Origin of the sequence: Brevibacillus sp. MCWH, assembly GCF_013096935.1 — a bacterium.
Classification (GTDB): Bacteria; Bacillota; Bacilli; order Brevibacillales; family Brevibacillaceae; genus Brevibacillus; species Brevibacillus aydinogluensis.
In genome coordinates, this window is sequence record NZ_SDLF01000015.1 from 15,247 (window position 1) to 34,717 (window position 19,471).

Genomic DNA, 19,471 nt, shown 5'->3' on the forward strand with positions numbered 1-19,471 from the left:
GTCGGGTTGGCTCTTTTTATTACGGTTGCAGCGAGGCAGCGGCGATCTGCCGGTGAATCATGCCGGCCAGGTAGCCTGCGCCAAATCCGTTGTCGATGTTTACCACAGCCACGCCGTTGGCGCAAGAGTTGAGCATCGACAGCAGCGGGGCCAGGCCGTTGAAGTGAGCACCGTACCCGACGCTGGTGGGCACGGCGATGACCGGCTTGTCCACCAGTCCGGCAATAACGCTGGCCAGCGCTCCTTCCATGCCGGCGATGCAGATGATCACCGCCGCCTCCCTGATCTCATCCAAGCGCTGGAACAGCCGGTTGATGCCGGCCACCCCCACATCGGCGATCACTCTCGCTTCGCTGCCAAAACAGCGCACCGTCCAGGCCGCCTCCTGAGCGACCGGCCAGTCGGACGTGCCGGCGGTCACCACCGCCACGTATCCGTCCCGCACAGGCGTAAGCGGGCTGCTGGTGCCGATCAACAGTCCCGCTTCTCTCACATACTGCACGTCGGGCCACCGGGTCAGCACGGCCTCCGCCTGCTCGGCCGTCACCCGCGTGGCCAGCACGATTGTTTGATGTTCCCGCAGCCTGCTGAAAATCCCGACCAACTGTTCCGCTGTTTTGCCAGCCGCGTACACCACTTCGGGAAAACCGGTTCGCCGCGCCCGGTCGAGATCAAGCGTGGCATACTCCAGACGGCTCGTGCCCGCAAGCAGCTCTTCCGCCTCTTCCACGCTCAATCTTCCTGCCTGCACCTGACGCAAAATCGCCGCTACATCAACCATGCGCCGCTTTCACATCCTTGTCCAGAACGGCGTTCATGCTGCCCGTCTGGTAGCCGGACAAATCCAGGGTGACATACTGAAAACCAATCTGCCGCAGCGTTCGGGAAATCTCGTCGCTATGCTCCAGCAGACGCGGAAAGTCGGCCGGGTCTACCTCAATGCGGGCGATTGCATCGTGATGGCGCACGCGCACCTGATGAAAGCCGAGACTTATCAGATACCCCTCTGCTCTGTCAATCTGGTCGATCTTTTCCAGGGTGATTGGCGAGCCGTACGGGATGCGCGACGACAGGCAGGCAAACGACGGCTTGTTCCAGGTGGGCAGCCCCATGGCCCGGGACAATTGGCGTATCTCCTCCTTGAACAAGCCGGCTTCCTGCAGCGGGCTGCGGACACCGCGCTGGACGGCGGCCAATCGTCCGGGACGATAGTCGCCCAGGTCATCCATGTTGGCCCCGTCGCAGATGACGGCATTCCATTGATTTTCTTCCGCCAATCGGCCGAGATGCTCGTACAATCCGTCTTTGCAGTAAAAACAGCGGTTGACCGGATTGGCCACGAACTGCGGATTTTCCATTTCGCGGATCTCGGTGGTCACAAAACGGGCACCCAGGCGTTTGGCCAACTGCCTGGCCGCTTCAAACTCCCGCGTCGGGAACGTCTCCGACGCCGCGGTCACGGCGATCGCCTCATCGCCCAGTTCCTGGACGGCGCATGCCAGCAAAAAGGTGCTGTCAACGCCTCCGGAAAACGCGATCAGCACGCGCCCCATATCGCGCAGCAGCCCGCGCAGTTTTTCCTCTTTTTCTGCGAGAGACAGCCGGCGGGCCGCCTCCCGCAGCGCTTCTCTGTCCATCTCCTGACCCATCTTTTGCCCACGCCCCTCTTATTGACAAGCTTTTTCGCGACAATGGGAAAAGAGAGGCATACACTGCCCCTCTTTTTATGTGATTCGTCTATGCTTGGTTCGCGTCGTCATGCAGGATCTTCAACAGTGCCTCGTACTCCTGTCGCAGGCGGAAGTACTCGTCCGCAATGTTGACCGCGGTGAGCACGGCGATTTTGGCCGTGTCCAGGCGATGGTTGCCCTTGGCGATTTCATTCATCTTGTCATCGACGAAACCGGCCACCATGCGGATATGGTTTACGCTTGCCTTTCCGCTCAGCCGGTATTGCTGGCCAAATATATCAACCGTCAACCGATTTTTCCCATCACCTTGCACGAAGGCTTCCTCCTTCAACACTACTCTGCGACTTTTGTACTCCTGTATCTTTTTTAGGTTACTGAAAATGTCAGAATCCGTCAAGGTCCCTTACATGCGCAGTTCCGCGCCCGTTTGCGCCTTCAGTGCGTCCACGACGGCGGCAGTCACCTGCTGGATTTCGTCGTCCTGCAGCGTCCGTTCCGGATGGCGGAAGACGAGGGAGAAGGCGACGCTCTTCTTGTCGGCGGCGATGCGCTCCCCGGTGTAGACGTCAAACAGCGTGAGCGATTCCAGGAGCTCTCCTGCCGCCTGGCGAATCGCCGTTTCGAGAGCGGCCGCCGGCACACTGCGGTCCACTACCAGTGCGAGGTCGCGGGTCACGGCCGGGAACTTGGGCAGCGGCTTGTAATAGCCTGCATCCTCGACTGCTGCTGCCAGCTCCGTCAGGTCGAACTGAAACACGTACGTTTCCGACACGTCGTAGGTTTTTTCCAGTGCCGGGTGAATCTGTCCGAGATAGCCGAGACGCCGCTCGCCGACCCATACCTCCGCCGTGCGGCCGGGGTGCATGCCAGCCAGATCGGATGCAGGCTTGTAGGTCGCACCGACAATTCCCAAGCGGCTCAGGAGTGAGTCAACCAGTCCCTTGACGAGGTAAAAATCAACCGGCTGGTTTGCGCCCATCCAATTCTGCGGCAGCCACTGCCCGGTCAAAGCTGCCGCCACGTAGAGGCGTTCCTCGGGAAGCTGTGTCAGCTTTTCTTCTGTGGTCAGAAAGACACTGCCCAGTTCAAACACGGCCACATCGTGGTTTTGCCTGTTTTTGTTGTAGGCGATCGTCTGCAGAAGGCCAGGGATCAGGCTGGTGCGCAGCACGCTGTGCTCTTCGCTCATCGGCATGGCCAGCGAAATCGGCTTGGCGTCAATGCGGTGCAGACCGGCTACATCCCCCACCCGCTCCGCGTGAACCAGGGAGTAGGTAATCGCCTCGTGCAGTCCCGCGCCAATCAGGTGGTGGCGAATTGTCCGGCGCAGACGCTGGTCGGGGGTAAGCTGCCCCTGTGTGGCCTGGCCGCTCGGCAAGCTGGTCGGAATGTTGTCGTAGCCGTACAGGCGGGCCACTTCCTCCACCAAATCCTCCGGCAGGGTGATGTCACCGCGGCGGGTCGGTACGGTGACCGTCCAGGTGCTGCCGTTCTGCTCATACGAAAAGCCCAGGCGGTCGAAAATTGCGGAGACGTCCGCTGCGGTCAGCGACGTGCCCAGATGCTGGTTGATCTTCTCCAGCGCAACCGTTACGACGGCCGGCTTCACTTCACGGACAACAGCCGACGCCACTCCTTTGGAGACGGCCGCGCCCGACAACTGCTGGATCAGCGCAGCAGCCCGCTCGCCTGCTTCCTGGACGCGCGCCTGATCGACGCCTTTTTCCCAGCGGACGCATCCTTCCGTGCGCATGCCCTGGGTCCGAGCCGTGCGGCGAACCGTCTGCGGCGTAAACCAGGCGGCTTCCAAAATGATTTCCGTCGTCTCGTCGGTGATCTCCGAGTTGGCGCCGCCCATCACGCCGGCGATGGCCAGCCCTTTTTCCCCGTCGGCGATCAGCAGGGTCTGGCTGTCCAGCGTTCGCTCCTGATCGTCCAGCGTGACCAGCTTCTCCCCGTCTTGTGCCAGGCGCACGACGATGGCGCGGTCTTTTACCTTGGTCGCGTCAAACGCGTGCAGGGGTTGGCCGTATTCCAGCATGACGTAGTTGGTCACGTCCACGACGTTGTTAATCGGCCGGATCCCCGCCGCCATCAGGCGGTTTTTCATCCACTGCGGCGAACTGGTGATTTTCGCTCCGGTAAAGTGGCGTCCCACGTAGCGGTAGCAGTGATCGTCCGCTTCGATGCGCACGCTTACCGGATTGTCGCCGCCGTTTTCCGTGACGGCAATCTCCGGCAGCTTGACCTCCCGGCCGAGAATGGCTGCCACTTCGTAAGCGACCCCGATCATGCTGAGGCAATCGGAACGGTTTGGCGTCAAGCCCAGCTCCAGCACGTAGTCGTCAAGCCCCAGGTAAGAGACCGCATCCATGCCCACTTCGGCGTCCTCGGGCAGGACCATAATCCCTTCCTGCTGGTCTTTGGCCAGCAGCTTGTCATTGAGGCCCAGTTCCTTGGCCGAACAGATCATGCCGTGCGACTCCACGCCGCGCAGCTTGGACTTCTTGATGTGCAGGCCGCCCGGCAGTTTCGCTCCGATCAATGCTACGGGCACTTTTTGTCCCTGCGCCACGTTGGGCGCACCGCAGACGATCTGCAGGTCCTCGCCTTGTCCTGCATCCACGATGCAGACGCTCAGGCGGTCGGCGTCCGGATGCTTGCTGCGCTCCTTGACGTACCCGACCACTACGTTGGAGACGCCGGCGTTGCGCGGCTCTACAGTCTCCACTTCAATCCCGCTTCTGGTCAGCTTTTCCGCCAGTTCGTACGGGGTGATATCGTGTAAATCCACGTATTCCGACAACCATTGGTACGATACCTTCATCTCTGAAACGACTCTCCTTTCTAGCCTCGGTTGAACTGCCGCAGGAAGCGCACGTCATTGGTGTAGAAATGGCGAATGTCCTCTACCCCGTACTTCAGCATGGCGATGCGCTCCACGCCCATTCCGAAGGCAAACCCGCTCACTTCCTGCGGATCATAGCCGGCCATTTCCAATACGCGCGGGTGCACCATGCCGGAGCCGAGAATCTCGATCCAGCCCGTCTGCTTGCAGACGCGGCAGCCGTCTCCGCCGCAGCTGAAGCACTGCAGGTCCACTTCCGCGCTCGGTTCGGTGAACGGGAAAAAGCTGGGGCGCAGGCGGATTTGCTGGTTGGCCCCGAACATCTGGCGGGCAAACGTGAGCAGAATCCCTTTCAAGTCGCTCATGCCAATGCCTTTGTCGACGACCAGCCCTTCGATCTGCGTAAACTGGTGGGAGTGGGTGGCATCGTCGTCGTCGCGCCGGTACACCTTGCCCGGAGAGATGATTTTTACCGGCGTCTGGCCGGCCTTTTTCAGCATGGTGCGCGCCTGCACCGGAGACGTCTGGGTGCGGAGCAAAATGTCCTCCGTCAGATAGAACGAATCCTGCATGTCGCGCGCGGGATGATCCTTGGGCAGGTTGAGCATCTCGAAGTTGAAATGATCCGTCTCCACCTCGGGCCCTTCGGCAATTTCAAAGCCCAGACCGATGAAAATGTCCTCGATCTCTTCGATAATGCGGGAAAGCGGGTGCATCGTTCCGGTCGGAACCGGACGGCCGGGCAGTGTAACGTCCAGCGTTTGCGACGCCAGTTTGGCTTCCAGCGCTGCTTGTTCCAGTGCGGCCTGCTTGTCGGCAAACGCCGCTTCCAGCGCCGCGCGCACCTCGTTGACGAGCTGGCCGACGACAGGCCTCTCTTCCGGCGAAAGGCTGCCCATTCCGCGCAGAAGCTCGGTCAGTTCACCTTTTTTCCCCAGATATTTGACGCGCAGGTCTTGCAGCTGACCCGCGTCTGCGGCCTGGCTGATCTGGTCCAGCGCCGCCTGTTTCATCTCCTGTAACCGCGTTTGCACGTTGTATCGCTCCTTTGCTCAAGATTTGCAACCTTCCTGCGGTCCCGTCCGGCTGCGGCTGCCGCGTAAACCGGGAGGGCCCCGAAAAATAGAAAAACCCGCCCCGAAAAGGGACGAGCTGTTACTCGCGGTACCACCCTTGTTAAGCAGAAGGCTTTTCCCCCAACGATGCCTGGGGAACCCAGTCTTCCGCCTCACTTTGACCATGATAACGGGAATGTCCCGGCTGCTCCTACTGGGCTCGTCTCGAGCGGTTCAGAGTGCGGCTCCAGAGTGAATTCGGCAGACATGGCGTTGGGATGCTTTCAGTCTGCGGCATCTCCTCCCTGCAAACGCATGGGGCCTGCGTACTACTCTCTGTCATCGCTTTCCGTTATATTACACACATTCAGGAAAATTATAGCGCAACCCTGGCGAACTTTCAATGATGCAAATCCTGCATGCGGTCAAGCGATTTTCCAACAGGCGCTGTGGCCATGGCTTGGGACGAACGCAAGCGGCTGGCGAAGCGTGTGCAGCGGACAGCAGCCGCTACCTATGCCTGCGTCTGCGCTGCGCCTCGTAGATGAGGATGCCGGCGGCGACCGCCGCATTGAGCGATTCCGCCCGTCCGTACAGCGGGATGTGCACGAACCCGTCAGCCGCTTCGCTCACGGCACGGGAGACCCCCCGCCCCTCATTGCCGATCACGATTGCCGTTTTGCCTGTGTAATCAGCCTCGTCATACCTGAGGCTGTTTTCATTGAGGGAGGACACGATAACCCGCGCGCCTTGCCGTTTCAATTCGGCGGCGGCCTCCAGCAGCGGCCGGGAAAAAACGGGCAGCCGGTACAGCGCCCCCATCGTGGCCCGCACCACTTTGCCGTTGTACGGATCGACGCTGCCTTTGCCGAGAATCACTGCGTCGACACCAGCCGCTTCCGCCGTGCGCAGCATGGTGCCGAGGTTGCCCGGGTCCTGAATCTCGTCCAGCATCAGCAGCAGGTAATCACGTTCTTCCGCCGCCTGCAGCCATGCGTTCCAGTCGTGCTCTGTCTTTTTCACTTCGGCGACAATTCCCTGCGGTGTCTTGGTCTCCGACAGCTTGGCCAATACCGCCGCGGAAGCAGGAACTACTTCGACTTCCCCCGCGCGCCTGTCAATCGCCCGCCGGCAGGCCGGGTCCATCTCCCGGCTGCTGTCGTACAGGACGGTGATCACCTCCGCGCCGCTGTTCAGGGCTTCTTCCACCAAATGGGCCCCTTCGACGAGAAACCGCCCCTGCTCGTCCCGTCCTTTTCGCTCCAGCAGGCGGAACAACCGCTTCACCAAGGGGTTATGCACCGATTGTATGACGTCGTGCTTCATTGTCTACGCCTGCTCCTCAAATGCATTCAGATGTTTGTTGTTGCCGATGACGACCAGCACGTCCCCGTACTGGATCACCTCGTCCGGACTGGGGGCGATGTTGAACTTCTCGCCGCTTTTGATGGCGATGACGTTCACTCCGTATCGGGCGCGGATGTCCAGCTGACGCAGCGTCTTGCCCACCATCCCGGATGAGACCACCACTTCGGCCACGCTGTAATCCTCCGCCAGTTCAATAAAGTCAAGCACATTGGCGGAGATCAGATTGTGGGCGACGCGCACCCCCATGTCCCGCTCGGGAAACACCACCCGATCCGCCCCCACCTTGTACAGCACCTGACCATGCCGCTCGTTCTGCGCTTTGGCGACGATCTTTTTCACGCCCAGTTCCTTGAGGATCAGCACGGTCAAAATGCTGGCCTGAATGTCAGCCCCGATCGCGACGACGACCACGTCGAAGTTGCGAATGCCGATCTCCTTCAGCGCCCGCTCGTCGGTCGAATCGGCGGCGACAGCGTGGGTGACGTACTGGATGTTCTCGTTGATGCGCTCTTCGTTTTCGTCAATGCCCATTACTTCATAATCCATCTCATACAGGGTCCGGGCCACGCTGGAACCAAACCGGCCCATCCCGATGACGGCAAACTGCTTTGACATGCTTTTCCACTCCTTGTGCTGTGGCCACATGACCAAAACGTCCTGCCTGGGCTGCCCCATCCGGAGCACCGGCAGGGCACTTTTAATACCAAGCATTATACCACAACGCTTCCATCGGCTACAAAACGGGTATGAGCCGACGATGCGGGACGAATACTATAGGCGCAGCCATCACGACAAAAGGAGTGGATGTCCGCCATGAACATTGCCGCACTCAATCTGCGCCAGGCGATCATGTACAAAATGCAGGGCTCCAGTGCCAACGACGTGCAGGAGACGATCACGGACGCGATCGCAAGCGGTCAGGAAAAAACCCTGCCCGGTCTGGGCGTGCTGTTTGAAGTCCTGTGGCAAAACAGTGATCAGGCGACTCGGCAGAGCATGGTGCAAACAATCGCCGACCATCTGCCAAAACAGGCACAATCGCCGGTGTAAGGACGCTTGGACCAGCGGGAGAGGCGCTGTCGTCTCTCCCGTTTTACGTGCGTCACAATTACGATTCTGCATCCACCTGTTGGACGAAAACCCCCCCTGCTTAGCAGGAGCGGCTTCTCTCACCAGTTGCCTATTGGTTGAGCAGACAAACCCATATCAGAACGATCTGAACTGCGCAAATGAGCGGCACCCCCGTCATGAACAGCGCATGCCGGGTCTTGTGGCGCCAGGCCAGCATGCCCAACAGCGCGCCCGCTCCGCCGCCCACCAACGCGCTCAACAGCAGGCTCGCCTCCGGAACGCGCGGTCCGCCCCGCCGCGCAGCACGCTTGTCAGCGGCCATCAGACCGGCGGCGTACACGTTCAACACCAACAGTCCCGCTGCGACAAACGGCAGACGCGACAGCCACCAGCCGCACAAAACGAGCAGCCAGCCCGCCACCCATACCGCGTTGCGGCTCTGCCTGTGCCTTGTTACCCATTTATGATGACGCATCTCTTTATTCTCCTTTTGCCCGAAAGGAGCGGCCGGCCAGAAACAAGCGGTGAACCGCCCAGCCCGCAACGAGCAGCGCGATCACGATAAACAGGGCGAAGAAGCCGTAGGTGCGGATCATCGCCACGACCACATCCACGTTTTTTCCGAACACGTAGCCAATCAGATAAAAAAGGATCGTCCACAACAACCCGATCGGATAGGACAGGACCGCGTAGCGCCGATACGTCATCCCGCCCATGGCGACGATGTAGGGAACGACGTGGCGAACGACAGGAAACAGATAGCTGAAGCAGAGGGCAAAGGTCCCGTACTTCTCCACGAGACCGGTGGAGCGCTCTACCGTATGCCTCATCTTCTCACTCTTTGACAACCATGCAAGGATCGGGCGGCCGAAGAACTTCCCCAGTAAAAACCCAATCGTCAATCCCGAGGCCACGCCCAGGTAGCCGGCAAGAAACGCGCAAACAGGGTCCAACAGCGCCAAGGACGCCAGAAACCCGCCGGTAGCGACGACGAGCTCGTCGGGGATCGGCAAACCGACAATGCCCAGCCAGAGCAAAAAGAAGATGGCCGCATATCCATATTGCTCGATAATTGACATCAGCATGTTCATTTCCATGACGCAAAATCCCCTACCCTCGCCACTCAGCGGCATTGTTTCCTGTCCATTTCCGGCATAGTTCCTTTTTCACAACCTGTAAGTAATACGGTTCGGGGCAAAAAAAGTTACGTGTGCACCGTCATTCCGTCCGCAGGCTGCCGCGGCTGCGCCTTCTTTCATCCAGCGATCCGTATCACGTTCTCCAAATTTGTATTCTGCCCCGTTTTTGTCCACTTACGCCAATCCGCTCGCGGCGGCTTCCCGTCTCACCACGACAAAGTCGTTCTCCCGTCCGTCTTCATACGGAAAATATACCACCAGAACATAGTCCCCTTCCACCAGCTCACCCGTCTTGATCCACGTCGCAATGTCAAAGCTGATGTTGGCCAACAGTGTGTGCTTGAAGAAGTCCTTTTGCTGCGCCGCCCGCCGGGCAAAGTCAGGCGGGAGATCATCCAGCCGCTGTTGCACTGCTTCAAAGGCTGCCTGCATCTCCCGTTTGTCCAGCAGATCATCCCACCACAGCTTGCGCGGACGGTGCTTCTGCTTGCGCAGGTAGTCAAATTTCATCAGGCTGATCACGTGGTCGAGGTGCTCCACCTGCCGCGTCTCCAGGAAGCGGCGCAGCCGCACAAACAGGTCTTCCAACTGGTGGCCGATCCGGCTCCAGCCCTGTTCTTCCCAAAAATCGCCGAATGCCTGGAAGAAATCAAATGGCGTCTCAAAACAGCGGGTCACCAGCCATTCCAGTGTGGTATCCATGCGGTGGGCGTTCCAGTATTTTTCCAATACGTCCTCCACCCGCTTGATCCGCTGGATGTCGGCAAACGACAGGACGTTGTTGCCGAGAATCTCATACGGCGCCTCGTCCATGAAAATGTACCCGTGGTTGGCCGCACGCGCGCGGACGCCGGTGCCGCGCAGCATTTTCAAAAAGCCGAGCTGCAGTTCCTCCGGCCGCAGCGCAAAGACGTCGTTGAATGTCTTGCGGAAAGAGTGGTAATCCTCCTCCGGCAGACCGGCGATCAGATCCAGGTGCTGGGCAATTTTTCCCGACTGCTTGATCCGGGTGACGGTGTGGGCCAGACGATCGAAACGCTGAATCCGCTGGACCAGCCGGTTGGTCTCGTCGTTGGTGGACTGGACGCCGATCTCAAAACGGAAAATGCCGGGCGGCGCGTTTTCCGTCAAAAAGTCGAGTACGTCGGCGCGCAGGATGTCGGCGGTAATTTCAAACTGAAAGATCGTGCCGTTGTGGTTGTCGATCAAAAACTGAAAGATTTCCAGCGCGTATTTTTTGTTGATGTTAAACGTGCGATCGACGAACTTGATCGTCTTGACACCGTGCTGAATCAGCCGCAGCAGGTCGGCCTTCACCCGCTCCAGACCGAAATAGCGCACGCCATCCTCAATCGACGACAGGCAGTACTGGCATTTGAACGGACAGCCGCGGGACGCTTCAAAGTAGACGACGCGGTTGTTCAGTTCGTCCAGGTTGTCGGCATACGGAGACGGAATCGTGTCCAGGTTTTCGATCTGCGCCCGGGGAGCGGTGAAGCGCACGTGCTCCCCCTCGCGATAGGCAATCCCGGCTACATCCCGCAGGCGGGGCGGCTCTCCTGTCCGGCGGGATTCGTCGTAGACCTGCAGCAGTTCCAAAAACGTCTGTTCTCCCTCACCGATGACGATCACGTCAATCTCCGGATGCTTCTTCAACCACTCGTCGGCGTCGTAGGTCACTTCCGGCCCGCCCAGCACCACCGGCAGGTCGGGCCGCACCTTTTTCAGGTTGCGGATCACATCGAGCGTCTCGCGGATGTTCCAGATGTAACAGGAAAAGGCGGCAACGTCGGGTTGCCGCTTGTAGACGTCGGCGACAATGTTGAGCGTCACGTCGTTGATCGTGTATTCAACCAGCTCGATGTCGGGAAACGTCGGCCGGGCGTAGCTTCGCAAGTAACGCAGCGCCAGGGATGAGTGAATGTACTTGGCGTTCAGCGTAGACAGTAAAATCTTCATGTGTCTGTCGACTCTCCTTGAAATACGTGCTTGTTCTATCCGTAACCGTAACACAAGCCGCCGGCAGCGGCAAATAATGAAGATCCTGGCTCCGGCGGCCCTGCCCGCCTACTTGTTCAGTTCCCGGACGACGTGCCCCAGTTCTGGCACGATCAGCCGAGTCATCGCCAGCCGCACTGCACCGGTGGAGCCTGGGGTGGAAAAAATCGCTTTTCCCTTCCGGGTGCCGGCAATGGCCCGGCTCAACATTGCCGCCGAACCGATGTCCTCGGTGTAGCTGAGCATGCGAAACAGTTCGCCAAACCCGGGCATTTCCTTCTCCAGCAGTCTGGAGACCGCCTCATACGTGTTGTCGCGCTGAGAAATGCCGGTGCCGCCGTTCAGAAGGATCACCTGTACTTCCGGATGGGCAATCCCGGCTTCGATCGCCGCTTCCACCTCCGCCGGCTCATCCTTGACGATCCGGTACAAGATCGCGGCATGGCCGGCCTCCGCCAAGAGCTCTTTCATCAGCTGTCCGCTCTTGTCCGTCTCCTCGGTGCGCGTGTCGGAAACGGTAATCACCATGCAGCCCACCCGTTTGGGGGCCCCCGCTTTGTGTTCCTGTGTGCTCATTGCCACTCTCTCTCCTGTCTTGGCAGGCTGCTGCCCTCCCCATGGGGAACAACACACCCGCCGCTTTATCGCAAACGACCCTGTCTTGTCTGAAGCCATGATACCATGGAGCGAAAAGTCTATCCAGTCGGCTGCTTGAAGCGGTGGTGATCGACGGCCATCAGGCCCGGGGCACAATGAAAGGCACCGTCCAACCAGTGACGTTGTACGGTGCCCCTGCTGTGTTATTAAAAGCCCCACCAGTACCGGTGCATCCCGTTCGCGTATTGGGTGGCAAGCGTTTGACGGAACGAGCTCTGCGCCAGTTTGGACGCATCGGAGGCGTTGGAAATGAAGCCGGTCTCGCCAAGCGTCGCCGGCATATTGGTATAGGTCAGCACGTAGTACGCATATTCCTTCACCCCTCGGTGACTGGAGAAGGAACTTTTCAATTGATTGTACGTTTCGGTAGCCAATCGCTTGCCGTTTACCGATCCCGGGTACGCGTACGTCTCGATTCCGTTGGCCGAAGTGTTTGTCGCGGAGTTGATGTGCATGGAGACAAAGAAATCGGCATTCCTGGCGTTGGCAAATGAGGTCCGGCTGGACAGGGAAACGGTAGTGTCAGAGCTTCGCGTCATGTACACCGTAGCCGGATAATTGGCCACAATGTAGTTTCTGGTCCGCAGCGCGATGTCCAGCGTCAAGTCCTTCTCTTTCAACCCGTTGCCCGTGGCGCCCGGGTCGTCCCCGCCATGTCCGGGGTCGATGACGATGATTGGATTGGCGGCCATTCGAATCGATTCCTTGTCAAAGACGCGTTTGTCCGCTTCCTCCCGCTTTTTCGGGTCGAAGTTGCGCGGGGCGGGTTCACTGTCCCACGCTGGTTCGTTGGCGATTTCCCTCTCCGCAAACGCGGGAGCGGCAGCCGCCAAGCTGCTCACAATCAGTGTGACAGCCAACATTTTTGACCATTTCATACCCATCTCTCCTTTTTCCTGGTTTTTTTCTATTCGAAACGACGAATCGTCTCGGATAGACTACGCATGCGATTGGAACAACAACTGCAACCGCACAGGCAGGTCACTCCAGAACGCCCAAAAGCGATTGTTTTTTAAATTTTCTGTAAACAAGCAGTACAGATTTGCCCTCTTCTGCTCCTCCAGCCATTTTCCGTACACAATTGATTCTTTCTCCAGATAGAGCGTCCGGTAAATCTTTTCCCTCACTTCCGCAAGGCTTTGCGTTTTGGCCGGCATTATCTCATCCGGCAAAAACCAATACGTCCACTGTTCAGAGACGATCGGACCGACGACCTGCTTTATGGGCGAGCGAAACACGGCCTCAGCAGCCTCCTCGCCGACAGTGGCGGACAGTTCGGCTTGTGAAATCCATTCGTGGAATCCGGCTCGTCCCTCCAGATCGTACTCTTTGAGGAGGGAGGGAAAACGTTCTGCACGGATGGTTTTCAGCTTGTCCATCAACGGCTTGTCAGCTTGTCCAGCCCGGACATAATAGATGGTGCGCAGTTCGGGAATGCGAAACGACTCGAGATGCTCCCGGTAGTAGCTGTTTATTTCTTCCTCGGACACGGTGATCTCCCCGGTTACCCTACGCTTCACTTCAAAACCGATCAGGGCCCGCCGTATGTTCGTGACGCTGTCCGCTTCCGTCATGTTCATCTGCCGCAGCACCTGTTCGCGCTCCTCTTTCGTGCTCCCCAACTGCTTCATGTGCTCGTCGATGATTCGCTCGTCAATCCGGACGCCCATTTGTCTCCCCATGTAGAGAACCAGTTCTTCCAAACTGCGCTGTTCCAGCAGCCTTTCCTCTTCTTCTGGCGTATGCGGCCTCCCGTGAAAATAGATGGGTTTGATTCTCTCCCAGTCATCTTTGCGAAAGATGTGGTCGCCGGCAACAAAGAGAATCGGCTGGTACACCGCCATAGCGTAGATCAGCATCGCTGTCAGCGACAGGCATGCCGCGCACAAAAAGAGCCATTTCTTGCGCGTTTTCATCCAATCACCTGCGTCTCGGTATGGATAATTTTAATAAATATGCAAAAATATACCTATTCCTATAGTAACAGGAATTTACATTTTTGGGTATATATTTTTGAATATTTTTTATTTTCCTTCTTTTGTTTTGACAATAGGGAAACGCACCTTCAAAAGCAGAACATGCAGCCTTTTGCTCATGAAAAGGCTGCATGTTTCAAGAAAAGGTATGGCCCTCCTGCTCAGCCCATCGGCCGAAGCGACGGGGTGTTGCGTGCGATCATGCGGCCGGCCAGCAATGCAGCCGCGCTCCACAGACCGCTCACGTACAGCGGATCGATGCCGGTGAGGGGCAACAGCCACCACGCCCAGACGAGCGCGAGCAACGGTGCTCCCCAGACTGCCACGACCGCCCAATGCCGCTCCACCGGTGATATGTGAAAGAGGTAGAACAGCACCGGAAAGAAGATCGTCACTCCCCTGAGCGTCATGGCCAAAAATGCCCAGTGCAGGATCAACGCGTTTTCGTCCAGGCAGACCACCGCATAGGCAACTGCGATGACGACCAGGATGAGCGCCCGGGACAGGCGCAGCTTGCTCTCCTCTGAACGGAACCGGGCGGTGTAGCGCTGGATCACGTCCCGGTTGAGGATCGTGGCGATGCTCAGCGCCAGAGCCGCTCCGGTCATCACGACGGACAGGAGTATGACGGCATAAGCGGCTCCCGCCAGCCAGGACGGTGCATGGATCAGGAAAAACATCGGGACAGCCTCGCGCGGCGCCAGCTCGGGGTGGGTGTCGTGCATGAACATGCCGATCCAGGCGCTGACCAGCCCGATGAGGATGATGATCAGACCGGCTGCAATCGAACCGCTGCGCGCTTCTCGTTCACTGCGGCTCGCAAAGATAGGCTGCAGATAGGCCTGCGTGGAAAAAATCCCCACAATCATCGACGCTCCCTGCACCCATCCCAGTCCCGCTTCGGGAACCACCAGGGAAAGACGCCCCTGCTGCCACCAGCTGACAATCGTCTCACCGCCCAACGCTCCCCACAGCCAGACACCCGTTCCCAGCAGCAGGAGGATGAGCATAACCGTTTTCAGCGTGCCGACGATACTCGCCCCCATAAATCCCCCGGCCAGCACGTAGGCGAAGATCAGAACAGCGGGAATCAGCGCCAGTAGCGGCAGCGGAGCCTTCCAGAAGACGGAGACAAAGGGCAGGGCGGCCAACAACTGCGCGATCACCTGGATAAACATCCCCAGCGACAGAAACAGGCTGGCTCCAAGCTGGGCTCGTCCGCCGTACTGCGTGCCGATCAGCTCGGGCAGTGTTTCCACCTGCAGCCGGAGGAAGCGAGCGGCACACAATCCGAGCAGGATAACAGCCACCCCGCCTCCCAGCGTAAACCACACTGCGGCCAGTCCATGCCGGAAAGCAAGTTCGCCCGTGCCGACAATCGACGTGCCGCCGACAAATCCGCCGACAAGCGCACCGGCCACCATCCCCGCCGACAGCGAACCGCTGGCGTTGCTAAAGTCACTGCTGCGGCGAACGGATCGCTTGGCGATCAGGCCGGCAGCGATCGTACACGCCAAAATGGCAACAAAACTGAGCAGAAAGCCAAGCGAAGACACGATGACACCTCTTTCGCACGAATCAGGAAATTGCGACTCATTCTATGAATGTTATTAGTATATGACGAGAACCGGTACAGTGACAAGTAAAAACCGTCCATTGGGGACGGAACAGCGTGTAGGCTAAGTCCATGGCGCGCAGTGGCTCCTGATGAAACGGCTATGTCGCCGACCCGGTATGCTGGAAAACGTTTTTGCCAATCGGAAAAACCCTGAGTCTCCGTCCAATCCGTCGGACGAAGACTCAGGGTCTTTTTGCGGTACTCTGCTCTTATCGGGAAATGGCCTGGCTTTGGAGAGCTTCGCGGACCAGTCTGCCCATCTCCGCCGTACCGATCGCCCGGCTGCGGTCGGCAGCGATGTCACCGGTCCGGTGCCCCGCCTCCAACACCGACCAGACCGCACGCTCCACTGCGTCCGCTGCCGCGTCCATCCCGAATGAGTGGCGCAGCATCATCGCCGCAGAGAGAATCGTTGCCAGCGGATTGGCGATGCCTTGGCCGGCGATGTCAGGTGCCGAGCCGTGAACCGGTTCGTACAGCCCAAAGCTGCCTTCCGCCAGGCTGGCCGACGCCAGCATACCGATCGAGCCGGTCAGCATCGCTGCCTGATCGCTCAGGATGTCGCCAAACATGTTTTCCGTAACGATCACATCAAACTGCTTGGGCGCGCGAACGAGCTGCATCGCGCAGGCGTCCACCAGCATGTGGGACAGTTCCACATCAGGGTAGTCGGCTGCCACTCGTTCGGTCACCTTGCGCCACAGGCGGGAGCTTTCCAGGACGTTGGCCTTGTCGACCGAGACGAGGCGCTTCTGCCGCTTGCGGGCAATGTCGAAGGCAACGCGCACGATGCGCTCGATTTCCGCTTCGTGGTAGATGCACTGGTCTTCCGCCACTTCGCCATTGGGCCCGTCATAGCGCTTTTTCTCGCCGAAGTAAATGCCGCCGGTAAGCTCCCGGACAACGATCAGATCGACTCCGGAGACTACTTCCGGTTTGAGCGAGGAGGCCTCCACCAGCGAAGGGTGCATCGTCGCCGGACGGATGTTGGCGAACAGCCCCAACGCCTTGCGGATGCCGAGCAGCCCCGCCTCCGGACGGAGATGGCCCGGATTCTGATCCCACTTGGGACCTCCCACGGCGCCGAGCATCACCGCGTCCGCCTCCTTGGCGATCCTCAACGTCTCTTCCGGCAGCGGCGTGCCGTCCGTGTCGATGGCGATTCCGCCGATCCGTCCGTGCTTGAATTCAAATGTAACTCCTTCCCGTTCCGCCACGAGGGAGAGAACCTTTACTGCTTCCTCCATGATCTCCGGTCCGATTCCATCCCCGGGCAGAACGGCAATGCGAAAGGTTTTCTTCATCGTTTCATCCCGCTTTTCCGTGTATAGTTGTTTCTATTATATAGTGGTTCTGTACGTACTCTTTTCCGAACGTTCCTGGTTTCTCTTCCATCCTATCCTGCCGTCCTCGTCAGTTGGCGGCCACTGTCAGCGTGTTCTTGCGCTCCAGGATCTTGTTGACGGCCCGCACATACGCGATCGCGCTCGCCTCCAGCACGTCGGTGCTGACCCCGCGACCGGTAACGGTAAGGTCTCCCTGCTGCAGGCGGACAAACACTTCCCCGAGCGCGTCCTTGCCGTGCGTGACAGAAAGAATCTTGTAGTCCGTCAGCGTGACTTCCTCGCCTGTCGCCCGGTCAATCGCCTTGTAGATCGAGTCGACGGAACCGTTGCCGCACGCCGCTTCCTCGCACACTGTACCGTCGGCACGCACCAGTCTGACACTTGCCGTCGGCAGGGAGATGTTGCCGTAGGAGAGCTGCACCGACTCCAGCCGGTACATTTCTGTTCCGCGAACCATCTTGGCGTCAACCAGCGCGAGGATGTCGTCGTCGCTGACTTCTTTCTTCTTGTCGCACAAGTCCTTAAAGGCAGCAAACGCTGCGTCGATTTCCTCCTGTTCCAGATGGTAGCCCAGTTCCATCAGTTTCTCCTTGAAGGCGTGACGGCCGGAGTGTTTGCCCAGCACCAGTTTGTTCGACTTGAAGCCGACCGTCTCGGGACGGATGATTTCGTAGGTGGATGCCTCTTTCAGCACGCCGTCCTGGTGAATGCCGGACTCGTGGGCAAACGCGTTGGCCCCTACCACCGCCTTGTTGCCCGGTACGATCATCCCGGTCAGACGGCTGACCAGCTGGCTGGTGCGGGCAATCTCTTTCAGGTTGAGCTTGGTCGTGGCCTGGTAGTAGTCCTTGCGGGTCTCCAACGCCAGTGCCACTTCTTCCAACGCCGCGTTGCCCGCCCGTTCGCCGATGCCGTTGATCGTGCCTTCCACCTGGGTCGCGCCCGCTTCGATCGCCGCCAGGCTGTTGGCCACGGCCATGCCGAGGTCGTCATGACAGTGACAGCTCAAGCGGACTCCTTCGATGCCGGGAACGCGCCGGCGCAGTTCGCGGAAGATGTTGCCGTACTCGTACGGCGTCATGTAGCCGACCGTGTCGGGGATGTTGACAGTGGTGGCGCCCGCCTTGATGACTGCCTCCACCACTTCCGCCAAAAAGTCAATTTCGGTGCGGGCTGCGTCCTCCGCGGAGAACTGGACCTGCGAGAAGTACTTCTTTGCGTAGGTAACCGCCTCCACCGCCCGCGCCAGCACCTGCTCCTTGCTCATCCGCAGTTTGTACTGGCGATGGATCGGCGAAGTTGCGATAAAGACGTGGAGGCAGGCATCCTGCGCGTGGCGCAGCGCCTCGTACGCCTTATCCATGTCGTCCTTGACGGCACGGGCGAGGCTGACGATGGTGGAATTCTTCACCCGCTTTGCCACGTCGGCCACGGACTTTTGATCGCCCGGGGAAGCAGCGGCAAACCCCGCCTCGATTCTCGTTACGCCCAGCTTCTCCAGCTGCAGGGCGATCTCCACCTTTTCGTTCGTGCTGATGTTGACACCGGGAGTCTGCTCCCCGTCGCGCAATGTTGTATCAAAAATCTCTATGGTCCGCATGAACTCTCCACCTCCACTGGGTTCCCATTTCAATCTTTTGTCAGCCATTTTTCAGGCTGTTACTGACCAACCTTTGCTTCTTCTTTTTTTGTCTCGTTGTTCAGCCAGGACATCATGCTGCGGAGCTTCGCCCCTACTTGTTCGATACCATGCTCCGCTTCCAGACGGCGGCGTGCGTTGAATGCCGGACGGTTTGCCTGGTTCTCCAGGATCCAGTTGCGGGCAAAGGTGCCATCCTGGATTTCGGCGAGCACTTTTTTCATTTCCTGACGTGTCTGTTCCGTGATGATGCGGCGTCCGGTGCTGTAATCGCCGTATTCGGCGGTATCACTGATGGAGTAACGCATGCGGGCGAGGCCGCCTTCGTACATCAGGTCGACGATCAGCTTCAGCTCGTGCAGACATTCAAAGTAGGCGATCTCCGGCTTGTAGCCTGCTTCCACCAGGGTGTCAAAACCAGCTTTCACCAGCTCGCTCACACCGCCGCAGAGTACTGCCTGCTCCCCGAACAGGTCGGTTTCGGTCTCTTCGCGGAAAGTCGTTTCGATGACGCCCGCTTTGGTGCAGCCGATGCCGCTCGCGTAGGCCAGCGCCGTCTCTTTTGCCCTGCCCGACGCATCCTGATAGACAGCGATCAGGCCCGGCACGCCAAAGCCTTCTTGGAAGACGCGGCGCACGAGGTGACCCGGGCTCTTCGGCGCCACCATGATTACGTCAACATCGGCCGGCGGCACGATCTGGCCAAAGTGGATGTTAAAGCCATGGGAGAAGCAGAGCGTAGCTCCAGCTTTCAGGTTGGGTGCGATTTCGTCGCGATACACCTGAGCCTGGCGTTCGTCCGGCATGAGGATTTGCACCACGTCGGCGCGGCTGGCTGCTTCAGCAACGGTTACCACCTGGAAGCCGTCCTTAACCGCCTGTTCCCAGGACTTGCCCGGACGCAGGCCGACGATTACCTGATAGCCGCTGTCACGCAGGTTCTGCGCCTGTGCGTGCCCTTGGCTGCCGTAGCCGATGATGGCGATGGTCTTGCCTCGCAATGCCTCTTTATTTACGTCTGCTTCGTAGTACATGTTTACCATTTGTTTAGCCTCCTTAAAAATT

General features: G+C 58.9%; 18 protein-coding genes and 1 other annotated feature. Of the genes, 1 reads left to right on the top strand and 17 read right to left on the bottom strand.

Annotation, left to right across the window (positions count from 1 at the left end):
* Positions 1–19: 19 nt before the first annotated feature.
* The 7 genes from larB to ETC00_RS13760 form a co-directional block, all read right to left on the bottom strand.
* A complete protein-coding gene (larB, locus tag ETC00_RS13730; protein WP_171566642.1) occupies positions 20–781 on the bottom strand; it encodes a nickel pincer cofactor biosynthesis protein LarB in 762 nt (253 codons plus the stop codon).
* Positions 774–1,649: an ATP-dependent sacrificial sulfur transferase LarE gene (gene larE, locus ETC00_RS13735; protein ID WP_230076649.1), complete on the bottom strand. Its 876-nt coding sequence runs from the start codon at positions 1,647–1,649 to the stop codon at positions 774–776. Before larE ends, larB begins: the two co-directional genes overlap by 8 nt.
* Before the next feature lie 88 nt (positions 1,650–1,737).
* Positions 1,738–2,004 (bottom strand): cell division protein ZapA, encoded by a 267-nt coding sequence (zapA, locus tag ETC00_RS13740; protein ID WP_171566643.1) that lies wholly within the window; start codon positions 2,002–2,004, stop codon positions 1,738–1,740.
* A 90-nt stretch (positions 2,005–2,094) separates the two neighbouring features.
* Positions 2,095–4,518: a phenylalanine--tRNA ligase subunit beta gene (gene pheT, locus ETC00_RS13745; protein WP_171566644.1), complete on the bottom strand. Its 2,424-nt coding sequence runs from the start codon at positions 4,516–4,518 to the stop codon at positions 2,095–2,097.
* Between the two features lie 20 nt (positions 4,519–4,538).
* Positions 4,539–5,573 carry a phenylalanine--tRNA ligase subunit alpha gene (pheS, locus tag ETC00_RS13750; protein ID WP_171566645.1) on the bottom strand — a complete coding sequence of 345 codons (1,035 nt, stop codon included), beginning with the start codon at positions 5,571–5,573 and terminating at the stop codon, positions 4,539–4,541.
* Between the two features lie 106 nt (positions 5,574–5,679).
* Positions 5,680–5,946, bottom strand: a binding site (T-box leader).
* Between the two features lie 158 nt (positions 5,947–6,104).
* A complete protein-coding gene (gene rlmB / locus ETC00_RS13755; RefSeq protein WP_171566646.1) occupies positions 6,105–6,920 on the bottom strand; it encodes a 23S rRNA (guanosine(2251)-2'-O)-methyltransferase RlmB in 816 nt (271 codons plus the stop codon).
* Between the two features lie 3 nt (positions 6,921–6,923).
* Positions 6,924–7,577: a potassium channel family protein gene (locus tag ETC00_RS13760; RefSeq protein WP_171566647.1), complete on the bottom strand. Its 654-nt coding sequence runs from the start codon at positions 7,575–7,577 to the stop codon at positions 6,924–6,926.
* 198 nt (positions 7,578–7,775) lie between these two features.
* Between ETC00_RS13760 and sspI the strand changes: the two genes are divergently transcribed.
* Complete coding sequence (gene sspI, locus ETC00_RS13765) at positions 7,776–8,012, top strand: small acid-soluble spore protein SspI (RefSeq protein ID WP_171566648.1); 237 nt, start codon at positions 7,776–7,778, stop codon at positions 8,010–8,012.
* A 130-nt stretch (positions 8,013–8,142) separates the two neighbouring features.
* Here the strand turns inward: sspI and ETC00_RS13770 are convergent, their stop codons facing one another.
* The 10 genes from ETC00_RS13770 to ilvC form a co-directional block, all read right to left on the bottom strand.
* Positions 8,143–8,508: a DUF1294 domain-containing protein gene (locus ETC00_RS13770; protein WP_171566649.1), complete on the bottom strand. Its 366-nt coding sequence runs from the start codon at positions 8,506–8,508 to the stop codon at positions 8,143–8,145.
* Between the two features lie 4 nt (positions 8,509–8,512).
* The gene (locus tag ETC00_RS13775) at positions 8,513–9,130 is read right to left on the bottom strand and encodes a DedA family protein (RefSeq protein ID WP_171566650.1); all 618 of its coding nucleotides are present in this window, start codon (positions 9,128–9,130) and stop codon (positions 8,513–8,515) included.
* A gap of 216 nt (positions 9,131–9,346) precedes the next feature.
* The gene (locus ETC00_RS13780; protein WP_171566651.1) at positions 9,347–11,131 is read right to left on the bottom strand and encodes a B12-binding domain-containing radical SAM protein; all 1,785 of its coding nucleotides are present in this window, start codon (positions 11,129–11,131) and stop codon (positions 9,347–9,349) included.
* 108 nt (positions 11,132–11,239) lie between these two features.
* Positions 11,240–11,746, bottom strand: coding sequence for a MogA/MoaB family molybdenum cofactor biosynthesis protein (locus tag ETC00_RS13785; protein ID WP_171566652.1), 507 nt, complete (start codon positions 11,744–11,746; stop codon positions 11,240–11,242).
* 227 nt (positions 11,747–11,973) lie between these two features.
* A complete protein-coding gene (locus ETC00_RS13790) occupies positions 11,974–12,705 on the bottom strand; it encodes an N-acetylmuramoyl-L-alanine amidase family protein (protein WP_171566653.1) in 732 nt (243 codons plus the stop codon).
* A 60-nt stretch (positions 12,706–12,765) separates the two neighbouring features.
* The gene (locus tag ETC00_RS13795; RefSeq protein ID WP_171566654.1) at positions 12,766–13,743 is read right to left on the bottom strand and encodes a peptidylprolyl isomerase; all 978 of its coding nucleotides are present in this window, start codon (positions 13,741–13,743) and stop codon (positions 12,766–12,768) included.
* Positions 13,744–13,964: 221 nt separating this feature from the next.
* Positions 13,965–15,359: a sodium:solute symporter family protein gene (locus tag ETC00_RS13800; protein WP_171566655.1), complete on the bottom strand. Its 1,395-nt coding sequence runs from the start codon at positions 15,357–15,359 to the stop codon at positions 13,965–13,967.
* 271 nt (positions 15,360–15,630) lie between these two features.
* Positions 15,631–16,725 (bottom strand): 3-isopropylmalate dehydrogenase, encoded by a 1,095-nt coding sequence (leuB, locus tag ETC00_RS13805; protein ID WP_171566656.1) that lies wholly within the window; start codon positions 16,723–16,725, stop codon positions 15,631–15,633.
* Between the two features lie 109 nt (positions 16,726–16,834).
* The gene (locus tag ETC00_RS13810; protein WP_171566657.1) at positions 16,835–18,367 is read right to left on the bottom strand and encodes a 2-isopropylmalate synthase; all 1,533 of its coding nucleotides are present in this window, start codon (positions 18,365–18,367) and stop codon (positions 16,835–16,837) included.
* 59 nt (positions 18,368–18,426) lie between these two features.
* Entirely contained in the window at positions 18,427–19,449 is a 1,023-nt protein-coding gene (ilvC, locus tag ETC00_RS13815; RefSeq protein ID WP_171566658.1) for a ketol-acid reductoisomerase, read from the bottom strand.
* Positions 19,450–19,471 lie beyond the last annotated feature (22 nt).

Bases quoted from the DNA above. Each gene is read 5' to 3' on its own strand.
- larB (WP_171566642.1), bottom strand. From the start codon at position 781: ATGGTTGATGTAGCGGCGATTTTGCGTCAGGTGCAGGCAGGAAGATTG.
- larE (WP_230076649.1), bottom strand. From the start codon at position 1,649: ATGGGTCAGGAGATGGACAGAGAAGCGCTGCGGGAGGCGGCCCGCCGG.
- pheT (WP_171566644.1), bottom strand. From the start codon at position 4,518: ATGAAGGTATCGTACCAATGGTTGTCGGAATACGTGGATTTACACGAT.
- rlmB (WP_171566646.1), bottom strand. From the start codon at position 6,920: ATGAAGCACGACGTCATACAATCGGTGCATAACCCCTTGGTGAAGCGG.
- ETC00_RS13760 (WP_171566647.1), bottom strand. From the start codon at position 7,577: ATGTCAAAGCAGTTTGCCGTCATCGGGATGGGCCGGTTTGGTTCCAGC.
- sspI (WP_171566648.1), top strand. From the start codon at position 7,776: ATGAACATTGCCGCACTCAATCTGCGCCAGGCGATCATGTACAAAATG.
- ETC00_RS13770 (WP_171566649.1), bottom strand. From the start codon at position 8,508: ATGCGTCATCATAAATGGGTAACAAGGCACAGGCAGAGCCGCAACGCG.
- ETC00_RS13775 (WP_171566650.1), bottom strand. From the start codon at position 9,130: ATGGAAATGAACATGCTGATGTCAATTATCGAGCAATATGGATATGCG.
- ETC00_RS13780 (WP_171566651.1), bottom strand. From the start codon at position 11,131: ATGAAGATTTTACTGTCTACGCTGAACGCCAAGTACATTCACTCATCC.
- ETC00_RS13785 (WP_171566652.1), bottom strand. From the start codon at position 11,746: ATGAGCACACAGGAACACAAAGCGGGGGCCCCCAAACGGGTGGGCTGC.
- ETC00_RS13790 (WP_171566653.1), bottom strand. From the start codon at position 12,705: ATGAAATGGTCAAAAATGTTGGCTGTCACACTGATTGTGAGCAGCTTG.
- ETC00_RS13795 (WP_171566654.1), bottom strand. From the start codon at position 13,743: ATGAAAACGCGCAAGAAATGGCTCTTTTTGTGCGCGGCATGCCTGTCG.
- leuB (WP_171566656.1), bottom strand. From the start codon at position 16,725: ATGAAGAAAACCTTTCGCATTGCCGTTCTGCCCGGGGATGGAATCGGA.
- ETC00_RS13810 (WP_171566657.1), bottom strand. From the start codon at position 18,367: ATGCGGACCATAGAGATTTTTGATACAACATTGCGCGACGGGGAGCAG.
- ilvC (WP_171566658.1), bottom strand. From the start codon at position 19,449: ATGGTAAACATGTACTACGAAGCAGACGTAAATAAAGAGGCATTGCGA.